The organism is Ignavibacteriales bacterium, from assembly GCA_026390815.1.
Classification (GTDB): domain Bacteria; phylum Bacteroidota; class Ignavibacteria; order Ignavibacteriales; family SURF-24; genus JAPLFH01.
This window is the reverse complement of sequence record JAPLFH010000011.1, coordinates 84240-99034: the sequence shown is the minus strand read 5'-3', so window position 1 is coordinate 99034 and position 14795 is coordinate 84240. Positions and strand designations below refer to the sequence as shown.

Here is a 14795-nt window from a genome sequence, read left to right as displayed (position 1 = left end):
AACTTATTTAATTCTTTTTCATCCAATTTTAATCGTGGACGACTACTTTTTCTGGACATATTTACTCCTTTTCTTTTCAGAAGTAAATATAACTCTTTTATTTCTATTTGTAAAGCTATTTGTGAAACGTTATACTAGTTCATTGAAGATATAAATAAAATGGGATTCATTGTTAGAATCTAAATGGAAATAAATAAAACAAAATTTGGATATTACTTCCAACCAATTTATTTTCGTTTCATAAAAATTAACAATTCAGCCCAAAGGATTTTTATGAAGAAGTTTCTAAATCTCTGTTTTTACTTTTTAATAGTGATCATTATTTCATCCTCATTTTCTATTGCACAAGAAATTCCAAATAAAGAGTGGCAAACTTTTTTTGAAAAATCTAATTTTTTAAAAACACCAAATTATGATGAGTCGATAATTTATTTTAAAAAATTCGAAAAATTCCCATCAGCTAAGCTAATTAACTTTGGGCAAACCCCGCAGGGCAGGGAATTGCAATGTCTAATTGTCTCTAAAGAAAAGGCATTCACTCAAGAAAAAGCTGCAAACAGCAAAAAGGCAGTTGTATTAATTCAAAATGGAATACATGCTGGTGAAATTGAAGGCAAAGATGCGTCTATGTTATTGCTACGCGATATTTTGGTTAGTAAGGAAAAAGAATATTTACTGGATAATATAATCCTTCTTGTCATTCCAGTATTTAATGTTGATGGTCATGAGCGGATAGGTGCGTTCAACAGGATAAATCAGAATGGTCCGGAAGAAATGGGATGGCGAACAACTGCACAGAACTTAAATCTAAACAGAGATTATATGAAAGCAGATTCTCCGGAAATGCAGGCATTATTAAAATTGTTTACTTCCTGGCTCCCGGATTTTGTAATCGATACACACACAACCGATGGATTAGATTTTCAATATACACTCAATTATGAAGTTGAGAAGCATCAAAATATTTATAGAAAAACATCAGCCTGGTTGATGGATAAATTTGTTCCTTATTTTACCAAATCGGTAGAGAAGCAGGGATATATGGTTTCTCCATATGTTGGTTTTAAAAGCGATAATGTTTCTGATGGAGTTACTGAATGGGTTTCTTTACCTCGTCTTTCCACCGGGTATTTTGCTGTTCAAAACAGACCATCACTTTTAACAGAAACACATATGTTAAAACCGTATAAGGATAGAGTGCTTGCAACTAAATCAGCTTTGCTTTCAACATTGGAATTTATTAACAAAAATTCAGCAGAGCTTAAATCGATGAACAGGGAAGCAGATCAGAACTCTATAAATGAATTTGTTATTGATAAACAACCACTACCGGTTACTTATAAACGAACTGAAGATAAAACTTCATTTTCATTTAAAGGAATCAAGTATTCAGAAGATTCGAGCTGGATTACCGGAACAAAAATTAAAAGATATACTGGAGAAAAATTTGCACAGGAAATTCCATATTACAATAAAATGCTGCCAGCAGTAACTGTAAAAGCTCCCGCCGCATATTTGATTCCACATCAATGGAGCTTAATTGCAGAAAGGTTAAAGCTACACGGTGTAAAGATAGGAGAGGTTAAAGAAAATAAATTAGTAAATGTTGAAAGATATAAATTCCGCAATGTTAAATTTGCAGAGAATCCATATGAAGGAAGACATCAGCCAGGTTTTGAAATGGTAAGTTACAATGAGGAAGTTCAAATTCCCGAAGGAACTTATATTGTTTATACAAATCAGAGAACAATTAGAGTAATATTGAATCTGCTTGAACCTAAAGCTCCTGATTCGTTTGTAAACTGGGGATTTTTTAATGCCATCTTTGAACAAAAAGAATATTTTGAAGATTACTCAATGGAACCAATTGCGAGAAAGATGGCAGAGGATGATCCTGATCTTAAAAAAGAATTCTTGAAAAAATTAAATGAGGATGAATCATTCAGAAAAGATCCCAACAAGCGATTAGACTTCTTTTATCAGCATTCTAAATATTTTGATAAAGAAATGAATGTTTACCCGGTAATGAGAGTGCTTGAAAAAACTGAACTTTAATCCGTTGTGTGTATAACATCGATAGTGTCGGTTATACAACTCGGATATGTCATTCTGAGCGATGTTATGAGCGAAGAAGTTCACACTCGGATAACGGTAAGTGCAATTATTTGTATAGAGATTATTCATCTCGCTTTGCTTCATTCAGAATGACAAGTTCTGCAACAGACACGATAAAGCACAGACACAAAGTTTATAATAATTCCAACACGTTTGTGTTAAGCATAAAATCGTTACGGGTAGCTTTCATCGGTCCACGTGGAGTTTTAGGCATGTTCATTGTTAAAGACATTTTTAATGTGGTGCTTGTCTTTGATTTTTCAATACAGCCTTTATTAAGATTAAAATAAATTGTACCAGAACCAGTTGCTTCCGGTTTCTTAAAGTCGTAGTTAACACCATTTTCAGAAACTTTGTTTTTTCCTCTTGCAACAATATCTAATCCAGCATCAACCACTGCTAACCTTTCATCATTTAATTTTGCAAAATCTGTTAGTTTGTATTTGGCGATATTATCAATTTCAAAAACTCCAAGCCGGGTTGTATATTGATTTGTCCAGGTAGAGTCTTTCCCTACCTTATTTTTTGGGAGAGTTCTAAATATCTGCTGGATTAAAGGCTTAAGCGCGGTTTCAGAAATATTTGTTTGGAATTGTTTCTTCTGTTCGATTGTAACTGAATCTTTTAATCCCTGAAGTGTAAGAAATTTATTTACGATTTTATCAACACGGTAAATTTCCAATATTTCTCCTTTTTGATCTAATCTAATTGCAAAGGGATTATTTACTACAGCTTCATATTCTAAAAATTTCAATCTCTGCAAAGAATCCATTTTTGTTCCGGATTGGTAGGTAATCTTTTGTCCGTTTGCATCCGCAGTAAGATTAACAGATGACAAATTAATTTTGATGTCCATAACTTTGTCAGCATCAACATCTGTTACATTCAATTCAAAAATGTAAGAAATTGTTTGTTTCAAATTCTGCTTCATTGTTGAATCTGAAATTACTGATTGAGTAGTATTTGAGATTGAAGTTAACCTGTAAGTATACTTCTTATCTTTAAGCAGTTGGTAGGAGATTGCTACATCTTTGGGCGGTGCATCATCCTTAACCGTATTAAGAACGCCGGTAGTATCAGGTGTTGCGGTTGTCTTATTTTCTTCGGGTTTATCTTTTTTTCCGCAGCTAATTAATAATAATGAAGCGATTATAACAATTAAAATTTTTTTCATTTCAGTTCTCTTCTAATAAAGTAAATATTTTTTTCTAAGATCTTTAAATTTATTTAATTCCTTTTGCCAGCTAGAAATAATTTCTTCTGGAGTTTTACCCGCAATTATTTGTTCGCGGATCGATTTATCTCCACTTAATTTATCAAAACGTGAAGCTGTAAACTTAAAATCTTTTGGATATAAATTATACAAAGTTGATATCAATGAAATTCCAAATTCGACTGGATTAAAATTATATCTATTCGTTACATTTATTTTAATTCCGTGGCATAATTGTCCTTTATACTTTGGACTGGAAGCAACGTTTGCTATTTCAACCGGAGTGAAATCAGTTGCAACAAATTTAACTCCTTTCAATTTCAAATTATTTATTGCTTTATAAAGAGTATCCGAATTTATATATGGTGCACCAATAATCTGGAATGGTGCTTCTGTTCCTCTTCCTTCAGAAGCATTAGTTCCTTCTATCAAACAAGTACCGGGATAAATAATAGCTGTTACAATATAATAAATATTGGGCGATGGTCTAAGCCAGTGAATATTGCATTTATCAAAGTAAAGTCCGCGCTCCCAGCTTTTCATTTTTATTACTGTAAGATTTGCTTTTAAGTCTTTGCCAATCATCCCACTTTCGTTAAACATAGTTGCAAGCTCACCAACCGTCATACCATGCATAATTGGTATTGGAGCAATTCCTACAAAGGAAGTTAGTTCTTGTTTTAATATTGGTCCATCAACATTAAGCCCCCCAATTGGATTTGGTCTATCCAGAACGATGACTGGAATATTATTTTCTGCAGCAGCCTGGATAGTATAAAATAAAGTAGAAATGAAAGTATAGAATCTTGCACCAACATCCTGGATATCATAAATAAGTACATCAACATCCTTAAGCATTTCTTTTGTTGGTTTATTTATTTTGCCATAAAGAGAGTACACAGGAATTCCAGTTTTGGAATCTTTGCCATCTTCAATCTTAGCTCCGTCAGCATTATCACCCCTTATACCATGTTCAGGTCCAAACAAAACAGAAATCTTTACATCATTTCGGTGGAAAAGTGTATCAACCAAATGAACCTTAGAGTCAAGCAGGGCAGTGTGGTTGGTTACAATTCCAAGTCTCTTTCCCTTAATCAAGTCGAAGTTTTCGGAAAGAAGTAAATCTGCTCCAACAATTACTTTTCTGGCTTTAGGAATTTGCACTTGCGCAAAGCAGTTAATTGATAATAACAATACGATTGATAGAAAAATTTTTCTTTTCATTTTACCAGCAAAATTAAATTTGAGAATTTTATTAATAGTTCTGATTAATCAAAATAATTTTCAAGAAGTTCTTTCCTGGGGAAAAAATGTGCTATTTCATTTCTGGCATTTTCATCCGAATCTGAACCATGAACTATATTTTCAGTTTTATCTTTAGCATAAAGTTTTCTGATGGTACCTTCATCCGCTTTGATTGGATCTGTTGCACCAATAAGTTTACGGAAATCGGCAACTGCATTTTCCTTTTCTAAAGCAATTGGGATGCACGGACCGGAAGTCATATAATCAAGTAAGTTATCAAACCAGGGCTGCTGTTTGTGTACTTCATAAAATCCGGCAGCGGAATCTTTTGTTAACCGAACCATTTTCATCGCTTTAATTTTAAAGCCAGCATTGTTAATCATTGTAACTACCTGTCCAACCAAATTTTTTCTAACACAATCAGGTTTTAATATTGCAAGTGTTCTGTTGCTCAAATGATTCTCCATTTAATGTTGTTAAACCGCATTGTTCTAAACGGTAATGCTATTTCAAAAAATTATTACAAAATATGATGATAAAAATTTATCCGTTTATTATTTTTTCTTCCTGGTTGTGGATTTAATTTTCTTAACGGATTTTATAATTGATTTTAATTTTAGAACATTTTTCTTTTTCTCTAATTTTGGTTTAAATGCATTCAAAGCCTTTTGCATTGTTACACCAATCTCCGCAGGACTTTCCACTACTTTAATTCCTGCTTTTTTCAAAGCTGCCATCTTTTCAGTTGCTGTTCCTTTTCCACCAGAAATAATTGCTCCGGCATGTCCCATTCTTCTTCCTGGAGGAGCAGTTCTTCCAGCAATAAAACCAACAACTGGTTTCTTAACATTCTTTTTAATAAATGATGCCGCTTCTTCTTCAGCGGTTCCACCAATCTCACCAATCATTATAATTCCATCAGTGCCTGGATCATCATTGAAGAGTTTAATAATATCAATAAACTGAGAACCGACTACCGGATCACCACCAATTCCTACGCATGTGGATTGTCCAATGTTCAAATCTGATAATTGTTTTACTGCTTCATAAGTTAAAGTGCCGCTGCGCGAAACAACACCAACATTACCAGCTTTGTGTATAAAGCCGGGCATTATTCCTATTTTTGCTTTACCGGGTGAAATAACTCCAGGACAATTTGGACCGATCAATCTTACGTTTTTAGATTTTAGTGAATTGAAAACATTTACCATATCTTTTGCTGGAATACCCTCAGTAATGCAAATGATTAATTTTATTCCTGAGTTGGCTGATTCCAAAATAGCATCTGCAGCAAATGGAGGCGGTACAAAAATCACAGAAGCATTAGCTTTCTTTTCTTTAACAGCTTCTTCAATTGAATTAAAAATTGGAACTCCTTCTAATATTTGTCCACCTTTGCCAGGAGTAACACCTGCAACTACATTTGTTCCATATTCAATCATTTGTTTTGTATGAAATGAACCTTCGCCGCCGGTTATTCCTTGAACCACAAGTCGGATTTTTTTATCTACAAGAATGCTCATATTAATTCCTATGATTTCTTTGGTATATTTTTTCTTGTTCAAAAATAAGGAAATAAAATAATAGTTTATTAAGAAAAATAAATTTGTGGAATAGCCCTATTTGTTGTTCCTCTACATTTAAAATAATATCAAATAGAATTTTCTTATAACTAAAGCTGGAAAAATTGTTGACTATTTAAATAAAAAAATATTTGCTTGGAGTAATGAGTTTAATCTTTGGATTGATTTTTTTAAGCAATTTGAAAAAATAAACATTGAATTAAAAACTTATTTCAATTCCTTCTTGTCTTACAGTTTCTAACAATGGAGAATGATCATCTTCCAAAAATTTTTTTTCGCCTACTGCATAAGGCTCAATTTTATAATTTATATCACCAGCAATCAGCCAAAGCTGAGCTTTTAATTTGTCATTTCTTTCTTCAAATAATGGTGAGACTAATAATAAATCTATGTCACTATCAGACGTAGCCTCACCTCTTGCATGACTCCCATACAAATATGCTTTTTTTATACTAATACCTTTTTTAGCAACTTCATTAAGGTATAGTTTAATTGTTTTTATAATTTCTCTACTAACCATTTCAATAATTCTTTTGTTCTTTTAAGATATTCTTTTACTAATTCAGAATTAGGTAGTTGTATTTTATATTCGGGATATCTGCCTTCAATTTGGTAGTTCATTAAAATGCCAAGAAGTTCTTCTTGTTCTATGTTTAATTTGATATTAGAGTTATTATGAAGATATCTTAATTGGTGTGTTTTAGGTGCCAATTTATTATTTGCTTTAACGTAATTAGCCTTTAATGCTTTTTCAATAGTTAAATGACAGAAAAATAAACCGTGAAGGTATTTTTTCTTTTCAAGTAGGATCTCGGCAGATTCAATGTCGTTTATTGCACCCGCTTTCCAGTAGTCGATTTGTTTAATAACATCAAGCATAAAAGAATTTCTTTTTATGCTTTAATATATAACAAAAATTCTTTTTTAGGAAGGATTACATTTCAAATAAAATATAAAATGGTTCTGATCAGGTATTATTTAAATCATGCTATGGTGTAAATAGTAACTCATTTTCAACAATGTCAGCTCATCAAATTGGTTTGCCATCAATTGCATTCCAATCGGCAATCCTTCGGAATTTTTTGCAATTGGAAGATTGATCCCGGGTATACCAGCTAAGTTTGCAGACGTAGTGTAAATATCACTCAAATACATTTCCAGTGGATCGTTGGATTTTTCTCCAATCTTAAAAGCAGGGAAGGGGGAGGTGGGTGTTAAGATTAAATCAACTTTTTTAAATGCTTCATCAAAATCATTTTTTAAAAGACGGCGAACTTTTTGTGCTTTACGGTAATAAGCATCATAATAACCGGCAGAAAGAACGTAAGTGCCAAGCATAATTCTTCTCTTAACTTCAACCCCAAATCCTTCTGTGCGGGAATTTGTATACATCTCTTTAAGATTTCCACTTTCCGGATGACGATAACCATACCTTGCTCCATCGTACCGTGCTAAGTTAGAAGATGCTTCTGCTGTTGTTAGAATGTAATAAGTAGCAATGGAATATTCAGTATTTGGTAAACTGATTTCTATAATTTCAAAACCATCATCCTTCAGTTGCTTTATCTTTTCTTCGATAGCAATTCTAACTTCCGAATTCAATCCTGCAGCAAAATATTCCTTGGGAATTCCTATGCGTGGCTTTTTCTTTTTAAATTCTTCAATCAAATTTTTATTGGAAAGAATGTTAAAATAATGTGGAATTTCTTTTTCAATTGAAGTTGAATCTTTTTCATCTTTGCCGGAAATAACCTGAAGCAACAGAGCAATATCTTCAACGTTTTTTGCAAATGGACCAATGGAATCGAATGATGAAGCAAACGCCGTTAATCCGTAGCGGGAAACTCTACCATAAGTTGGTTTCAAACCATAAATTCCGCAAAAAGATGCTGGCTGCCTTATTGATCCGCCTGTATCAGTTCCAAGTGAAGCATCGCATAGATCTGCTGCAACAGCAACCGCAGAACCTCCGCTTGAGCCGCCGGGAACTCTTGAATTATCAATAGGATTGAGTACATTCCCAAATGCAGAATTTTCATTTGAAGAACCCATTGCAAATTCATCGCAGTTAGTTTTTCCAATAATAATTGCATCTTCATCTAATAATTTTTTAATTGCGGTTGCACTATAAAGAGAAATAAATTCTTTTAAAATATTTGATGAGCAAGTAAGAGGTTTATCTTTTATTGCGAGTACATCTTTAACAGCCACAACCATCCCAGCAAGCTTACCATAAGTTCCATTTTGTATTTTTAAGTTTATTCTTTCAGCATTGTTCAAAGCATCTTCTGCAAAAATAAAGTTGAATGCATTTAAATGCTTATCCTTATCTATGCGATTAATAAATGATTGAACATTCTCAACGAGAGAAATTTCACCTGATTTTATTTTTTCAATTTTTTCAGAATAGTTTTTATAGTTGTGCAACAGATTAGCCTCGATCTGATTTGAAAGTTGAGATTTGTATATTCCCTTTGTCCCATTCATAAAAAGGGACAAAGAGAATGTGAAACGAAATTACTCTTTTTTTGTTGGTTTATCTGGATCCTTTACATCTTCTTCAACATCTTTCAATGCTTTCTTAAATTCTTTCATGCCTTTCCCAATACCTTGTGCTAATTCTGGAATTTTCTTAGCTCCAAATAAAATAAGGATGGCAATAATTATAAGTATTATTTCGCCTGTTCCTAAGTTTCCAAACATTTTATTTTCCTCTTTTTAAATTATTTATACTTCCGCAAATATATTTTTTGCTATTGAATTAAAAATCATTGCTCCATCAGTTTTTCCAAGGATTGGATCGCAAGCTCTTTCTGGATGAGGCATCATTCCAAGAACATTACCTTTTTTATTAATTATACCAGCAATATTCATTTGAGATCCATTTGCATTAAACTTTTCAGAGATTATTCCTTCTGGTGATGAATATTTAAAAACGATCTGATTATTCTTTTCCAGATCAACCAAGGCATCATTATCGTTAAAGTAATTACCATCGCCATGAGCAATAGGTATCTTTATTACTTTTTTCATTATCTGTTTCGAAAAAGCTGTATCAGAATTTTCAACAGATAGATAAACATCCTTGCAAATAAACTTTAGTGAATCATTCTTAATCATAACGCCGGGCAATAATCCAGCTTCAAGTAAAATCTGGAAACCATTACAAATTCCAATCACGTATCCACCATTTTCTGCAAATGAAATTACTTTTTCCATAATTGGAGAAAATCTGGCAATAGAGCCTGTTCTTAGATAATCACCATAAGAAAATCCACCTGGAAGAATTATTACATCTGAGTTTTCTAAATCTTTGTCTTTATGCCACAAAAAAGTAACGTCGTAACCAAGCACCTTTTTAAGTGAATAGTAAGCGTCGTGATCGCAGTTGGAACCGGGAAATACAACAACTCCAAACTTAACGCTCATTGTGCCTCTTCAAGTTTGTATTCATAATCTTCCATAATTGGATTTGCTAAAAGTTTATGGCAATATTCTTTTACTTCTTTTTCCGCAAGAGATTTATCATTTATATTAATAAAAAATTCTATATACTTTCCGATTCTGGTTTGTTCAATATTGTTAAAACCAAGAAGTTTAGCACCTTGTTCAACTGCTTTTCCCTGCGGATCAAGTATCGATTCTCTTCTTTTAATTATTACAGTTGCTTTATACAAATTGTTCCTCAAATAATTTTAATGCGAATCAATTCCATAATTATTTTTACTAAAAAGCAGAGTATAAATGTATCTTAAAATACCGAGAAGAATAATGAAAACAAAGATATAGAACAATGCCTTACCTTTTGTAAATATCATTAAAACAAATGATAGGAAAATAAATCCAAAGGAATACGGTCTGTCCTTTATTCCCTTTTTTGTAAACTTTGGAATTGTTTCGTAACGAATTTTGCTTACCATTAAAAATGCAAGAACAATTACCATGGGAATTACAAAATTTTCAAATGGAGGAATGAACGCCCCATCTCTAAAATAGATTAAAACGAAAGAAGCTATTGTAATTGCAGAAGATGGAATTGGTAATCCTACAAAGGAAGATTTATCAAACCCCACAAGCTGAACATTAAAACGGGCAAGTCTTAGTCCTCCGGCAATCATAATAAATGAGCTTAAAACAATTCCAAATATGTTAAATTGGTTTAAATATATTTGGTAAACTAAAAATGCAGGAGCCACACCAAAGCTAACCAGATCTGAAAGAGAGTCCAGTTCAACACCAAATTCGCTGCTGGATTTTGTTAACCTTGCCATAATTCCATCTAAAGCATCAAAAACTGCAGCTACAATAATTAAAATTGCGGCTTGTGTAAAATTCCTATCGTGCGAATAAATAATGGATACAAATCCGCTGAACATATTTAGCGTTGTAAAAAGATTCGGGATAACTGAACGGGTAATTCGGATGTTTTTCATTATTTGTTATACTCAAATAAAATTGTTTCACCAGCAGTAACTTTATCACCTTTCTTAACTTTTACTTTCCAGTTGAGTGGAACTACAACATCTACACGACTGCCAAATTTAATCATACCAAATCTTTCTCCAATTTTTACTTCGTCGCCAATATTAATTTCATAAATAATTCTTCTGGCAACAAATCCAGCAACCTGAGTAAAAAATATTTTGCCATTCTTGTTAGAAATTCCAAATTCTGCTCGTTCATTTTCAAGTGATGCTTTATCGTTGCTGGCAACAAGGTAATCACCCTGCACATAATTCAAATATTCAACTCTGCCATCAATTGGAATTCTGTTTACATGAACGTTTAATGGAGACATAAAGATAGATAGCTGTAAACATTTACCTTTTATAAACTTTTCTTCTGCTACTTCCTTTATTAAAATTACAGTTCCATCTGCAGGAGAAACAACAACATCTTTTCTTGCAGGCAGTGTTCTATCCGGGTCTCTAAAAAAATTCAACGTAAAGATAAGTAAAAAAAGACCAATTACGATAAGTGGAATTCGTAAATAACTATTGTTGAGAAAAATTGCGCTTGCGAAAAGAAAGAACACAATTATAGCCACAATACCAATGGTTGAGTAACCGTATTTTGTCATTTTGTTTAGCTGGAAATTAAGGTTAGTAAAAATTCAGAATAATTTTTTATATCTTCTGCGGATTTTATTTTGTACGGGTTAATTGTATTTCCGTTTGAATTTGTCTGAAGAATTTTTAAACTCAACGGAGTAAAATCATCTACTATAAACACTTTTTCATCTTCCTTACCAAAGTAGCAGTTAACCTCTGCCAGAGTTGTATTCCGTCTTTCAAAAAAAGATTTGAGTACAGCGTTCACTTTGGAGCAAATCCGTTTCATCACTTTTATATCTTCTAATAGACATAATTCAAGAGCCATCAGGTGGTTTTCAGAAATCATATTATCAGGTGAATTACCGAAATGAAAAGTAAGAAGTGGAATTTGAAGATTTGAGCCTTCCTGTTTATTAAATATTTTCGCTGTTCTTTTATCAATTATATTAAGAATCTTTATATAAAATGGAAATTGATAATGCTTATTTAAAACAATGGAATTTTCCTCAACCTTTTTATAACCAGTTTGAATATTGTAAGCATTCAAATAATCGAGGAAAAAAGAATTTGATAATGTAAATTTTGCTCCGATGTTTTTTATCTTAACTATTTCTTTGGAATTCAGATTAACATCGTCGGTATATTCAATTGAAAAGTAATTTTCATCTTCACAAAGATAAATGATCTTTCCGGTTTCTTCGTAAACAATATTTTTCTTAGATTTCAAAAGTAGAAATGCTCTTTGTTTTTGTTGCGGAAATATTAAATAAATAGGTATTCAAAGTCAAATAAGATTTTAGTATTTTGTTTTTAGAAAAATTTATTGAAAAACACATTATTTTGGAGGATAAATGAAAGGTGGTATGCAAGGAATGTTGAAACAAGTTCAAAAAATGCAGGCTGAGATGGAGCGTGTTCAGAATGAACTGGGAAACAAAACTGTTACAGAAGAAGCTGGAGGAGGTATGGTTAAAGCTACCGCCAATGGAAAAAAGGAAATTATCTCTATCCAAATTGATAATGAGGTAATAGGTGGTGGTGATAAAGAAATGTTGGAAGATTTGATTGTTGCCGCGGTTAATAAAGCTCTGGAATCTGCTGGTAAACTGGCTGAAGATGAAATGGCTAAAGTAACAAAAGGTATCTTGCCACCAGGATTAAACATTCCAGGATTTTAATTTGCAAATAGCTGAACCCTTACAAAAAGCAATTGATGAATTGTGTAAATTACCCACAATTGGAAAAAAGTCTGCTCAAAGACTTGCTATGCATATATTGAAGAGCGACATTTCTGAGGTTGATAGTTTTATAAAAGCAATTACTGAGTTAAAGACCAAATTAAAATTCTGTAATATTTGTTTTAATATTTCTGTAGATGATACTTGTGATATATGCAAAAGTGAAAAACGGGATAGAAAAACAATCTGTGTTGTTGAAGAAGTTAATGATGTTATTGCCATCGAACGAACTAACGAATACAATGGATTGTACCATGTAATTGGCGGAGTTCTTTCCCCCTTAAGCGGAACTGGTGTAGATGCCCTAAAAATAAAAGAGCTAATGTTTAGGCTTGAAAAAGAAAAAATTATTGAAGTAATCCTTGCCTTAAATCCCGATACAGAAGGAGAAACAACTTGTCTTTATTTGGCAAAGTTAATTAAACCATTCGATATTAAAGTTACAAGGATTGCCCGCGGATTACCAATTGGAGGCGATTTTGAATTTGCTGATGAAGCTACAATTGGCAGAGCTGTTTTGGGAAGAATTATTATATAATGGCAGAATGGTTTAAGAACTGGTTTGAATCAGAAGAGTATTTAGAAATTTACAAACATAGAGATGATGAAGACGCAAAACTATTGTTAAAGTTAGTTCTTGAAAATGTTCCTTCTCAAGATGATCAGACAGTTCTGGATATTGCTTGTGGAGCAGGCAGGCATTCTTTGTTATTTGCTGAAAAAGGATTTAATGTTACAGCATTCGATCTAAGTAGAAATTTATTGCGGGTAGCAAAAAATAAATCGCTTGAACAAAAATTAAATATTGATCTTTTCTGTGCTGATATTCGCTATTTAGCAATAAAGAAAAAATTTGATCTAATTATAAACCTCTTTACAAGTTTTGGCTATTTTGAAAATGATGAAGAGAATTTTGCCCTTTTTCAGGAGGTTAATTTTTGCCTTAAAGATGATGGCATTTTCGTTCTTGATTATTTTAATTCAGAATATCTAAGACAAAATCTTGTTCATAAAAGTATTGAGGTGTTTGATGGAAAGGAAATAATCCAGGAAAGATATTTTGACATGAATAGAGTAAAGAAAAATATTACTATCAGAAAATGTAATGAAGTAAAAAATTTTACAGAATCAGTTCGTCTGTATAATAAAAATGAATTAGTTACAGCCATTACAGATGCTGGATTAAAAATAATTAAAATATTTGGTGGTTATCGTGGTGCGGAATTTAACATTAATACTTCTCAAAGATTAGTAGTCTTTGCATCAAAATGAAAAAGATTATTATTTTTTGTCTAACAACTTTTATCTTTGTATCGTGCGATATTTTTTCAACAAGATCAGCGGAAAAACCGGAAACGCCAAGGACTAATAATCAAACTGCCACCACTCCTGAAATTCTTATCCAAAACTTAAAAGATTCATTTAAAGATAAAGTTGTTGAGAATTATCTTTCCTGTTTTGTCGATTCATCTTTTTCAGATAAGAAGTTTAGGTTTTATCCATCTGCTGGTTCAGGTTCCAAATACATATTTCTATTAAGTTGGAATCTGCAGGGTGAAAGACAATACTTTATTAATTTGATTAACTCGATCGACAAAAACAATAATATTGTGCTGAGTTTTATTAATGAAGAAAAAAATTTTTTAGGCGATAGCACTTCATATACAGCAAGCTATTCCATTTCAATACCAACATTGGATGAACAAAAACCAAAATATTATGAAGGTAATTTGCATTTCACATTAATTCGCGATGGTAGATTGCAATGGTCTATTTCAAATTGGCAGGATATTAAAGATGAAACTTTCCCAAGCTGGAGTGAACTTAAAGGAAGATATTATTGATGAAAAAAAAGTTAATGATATATCTTTTCCCAATAATATTTATGTCAGGATGTTTCAATCCATTTGCTCCCGAATTGGATGAAAATCTAAATTCAAATAATTCGCCTATTTCTGATTTAACAAAAGTTGATGGAATCTTTCAAAACTTACAATATGCATATTCTTTTAAGGATACAACAATTTATGGTGATTTAGTGGCTAACGATTTTAATTTTACATATAGAGATTATGACCTTGGATTTGATGTTTCTTGGGGAAGAGATGATGAGATGAGAGTAACAAATGGTTTATTTCAAAATTCTCAACGGCTTGATTTGATCTGGAATAACATTCTGCTAATTTCAAGTGATTCAACTAATATTGTAAGAAGTTTTAATTTAACAATTACTTTTAATCCAACAGATATTGTACGAGTAGATGGAAAAGTTAATTTAACTTTAAGAAAAAATACTATTAATAAATGGCAAATTGTAAGGTGGATTGATGAATCAAATTTTTAACTC

19 protein-coding genes are annotated in these 14795 nt (G+C 32.1%); 6 read left to right on the top strand and 13 right to left on the bottom strand.

The genetic code is table 11. The annotated features are described in order from the left end of the window. Positions 1-273 precede the first annotated feature (273 nt). Positions 274-2055, top strand: a complete 1782-nt coding sequence (locus tag NTX22_04865) for a M14 family metallopeptidase (protein MCX6149837.1) — start codon at positions 274-276, stop codon at positions 2053-2055. Between the two features lie 193 nt (positions 2056-2248). Here the strand turns inward: NTX22_04865 and NTX22_04860 are convergent, their stop codons facing one another. The 13 genes from NTX22_04860 to NTX22_04800 all read right to left on the bottom strand — a co-directional run bounded on the left by NTX22_04860 (position 2249) and on the right by NTX22_04800 (position 11937). After that, positions 2249-3289 carry a DUF6263 family protein gene (locus NTX22_04860; GenBank protein MCX6149836.1) on the bottom strand — a complete coding sequence of 347 codons (1041 nt, stop codon included), beginning with the start codon at positions 3287-3289 and terminating at the stop codon, positions 2249-2251. Between the two features lie 12 nt (positions 3290-3301). Continuing rightward, entirely contained in the window at positions 3302-4552 is a 1251-nt protein-coding gene (locus tag NTX22_04855; GenBank protein MCX6149835.1) for a DUF1343 domain-containing protein, read from the bottom strand. Positions 4553-4596: 44 nt separating this feature from the next. Beyond that, positions 4597-5028, bottom strand: coding sequence for a nucleoside-diphosphate kinase (ndk, locus tag NTX22_04850; protein MCX6149834.1), 432 nt, complete (start codon positions 5026-5028; stop codon positions 4597-4599). Between the two features lie 99 nt (positions 5029-5127). Further along, positions 5128-6096 carry a succinate--CoA ligase subunit alpha gene (sucD, locus tag NTX22_04845; GenBank protein MCX6149833.1) on the bottom strand — a complete coding sequence of 323 codons (969 nt, stop codon included), beginning with the start codon at positions 6094-6096 and terminating at the stop codon, positions 5128-5130. A 259-nt stretch (positions 6097-6355) separates the two neighbouring features. Further along, positions 6356-6676, bottom strand: a complete 321-nt coding sequence (locus tag NTX22_04840; protein MCX6149832.1) for a nucleotidyltransferase domain-containing protein — start codon at positions 6674-6676, stop codon at positions 6356-6358. Further along, positions 6655-7035: a HEPN domain-containing protein gene (locus NTX22_04835; protein MCX6149831.1), complete on the bottom strand. Its 381-nt coding sequence runs from the start codon at positions 7033-7035 to the stop codon at positions 6655-6657. Before NTX22_04835 ends, NTX22_04840 begins: the two co-directional genes overlap by 22 nt. Positions 7036-7134: 99 nt before the next feature. Beyond that, a complete protein-coding gene (gene gatA, locus NTX22_04830) occupies positions 7135-8583 on the bottom strand; it encodes an Asp-tRNA(Asn)/Glu-tRNA(Gln) amidotransferase subunit GatA (protein ID MCX6149830.1) in 1449 nt (482 codons plus the stop codon). 90 nt (positions 8584-8673) lie between these two features. Continuing rightward, positions 8674-8859: a twin-arginine translocase TatA/TatE family subunit gene (gene tatA, locus NTX22_04825; GenBank protein ID MCX6149829.1), complete on the bottom strand. Its 186-nt coding sequence runs from the start codon at positions 8857-8859 to the stop codon at positions 8674-8676. Between the two features lie 24 nt (positions 8860-8883). Then, positions 8884-9585 carry a phosphoribosylformylglycinamidine synthase subunit PurQ gene (purQ, locus tag NTX22_04820; protein MCX6149828.1) on the bottom strand — a complete coding sequence of 234 codons (702 nt, stop codon included), beginning with the start codon at positions 9583-9585 and terminating at the stop codon, positions 8884-8886. After that, positions 9582-9833: a phosphoribosylformylglycinamidine synthase subunit PurS gene (gene purS / locus NTX22_04815; GenBank protein MCX6149827.1), complete on the bottom strand. Its 252-nt coding sequence runs from the start codon at positions 9831-9833 to the stop codon at positions 9582-9584. The genes purQ and purS overlap by 4 nt, the downstream gene beginning before the upstream one ends. An 18-nt stretch (positions 9834-9851) precedes the next feature. After that, entirely contained in the window at positions 9852-10589 is a 738-nt protein-coding gene (gene pssA / locus NTX22_04810; protein ID MCX6149826.1) for a CDP-diacylglycerol--serine O-phosphatidyltransferase, read from the bottom strand. Further along, positions 10589-11236, bottom strand: coding sequence for a phosphatidylserine decarboxylase family protein (locus NTX22_04805; GenBank protein MCX6149825.1), 648 nt, complete (start codon positions 11234-11236; stop codon positions 10589-10591). The genes pssA and NTX22_04805 overlap by 1 nt, the downstream gene beginning before the upstream one ends. A gap of 5 nt (positions 11237-11241) precedes the next feature. Then, positions 11242-11937, bottom strand: a complete 696-nt coding sequence (locus NTX22_04800; GenBank protein ID MCX6149824.1) for a hypothetical protein — start codon at positions 11935-11937, stop codon at positions 11242-11244. A 124-nt stretch (positions 11938-12061) separates the two neighbouring features. Between NTX22_04800 and NTX22_04795 the strand changes: the two genes are divergently transcribed. The 5 genes from NTX22_04795 to NTX22_04775 are packed head-to-tail and all read left to right on the top strand — an operon-like array spanning position 12062 to position 14792. Next, positions 12062-12388: a YbaB/EbfC family nucleoid-associated protein gene (locus NTX22_04795; GenBank protein ID MCX6149823.1), complete on the top strand. Its 327-nt coding sequence runs from the start codon at positions 12062-12064 to the stop codon at positions 12386-12388. A 1-nt stretch (position 12389) separates the two neighbouring features. Further along, positions 12390-12986 carry a recombination mediator RecR gene (recR, locus tag NTX22_04790; protein MCX6149822.1) on the top strand — a complete coding sequence of 199 codons (597 nt, stop codon included), beginning with the start codon at positions 12390-12392 and terminating at the stop codon, positions 12984-12986. Continuing rightward, the gene (locus tag NTX22_04785; GenBank protein ID MCX6149821.1) at positions 12986-13720 is read left to right on the top strand and encodes a class I SAM-dependent methyltransferase; all 735 of its coding nucleotides are present in this window, start codon (positions 12986-12988) and stop codon (positions 13718-13720) included. The genes recR and NTX22_04785 overlap by 1 nt, the downstream gene beginning before the upstream one ends. Then, entirely contained in the window at positions 13717-14292 is a 576-nt protein-coding gene (locus NTX22_04780; GenBank protein ID MCX6149820.1) for a hypothetical protein, read from the top strand. The genes NTX22_04785 and NTX22_04780 overlap by 4 nt, the downstream gene beginning before the upstream one ends. Then, complete coding sequence (locus NTX22_04775; GenBank protein ID MCX6149819.1) at positions 14292-14792, top strand: hypothetical protein; 501 nt, start codon at positions 14292-14294, stop codon at positions 14790-14792. The genes NTX22_04780 and NTX22_04775 overlap by 1 nt, the downstream gene beginning before the upstream one ends. Positions 14793-14795 lie beyond the last annotated feature (3 nt).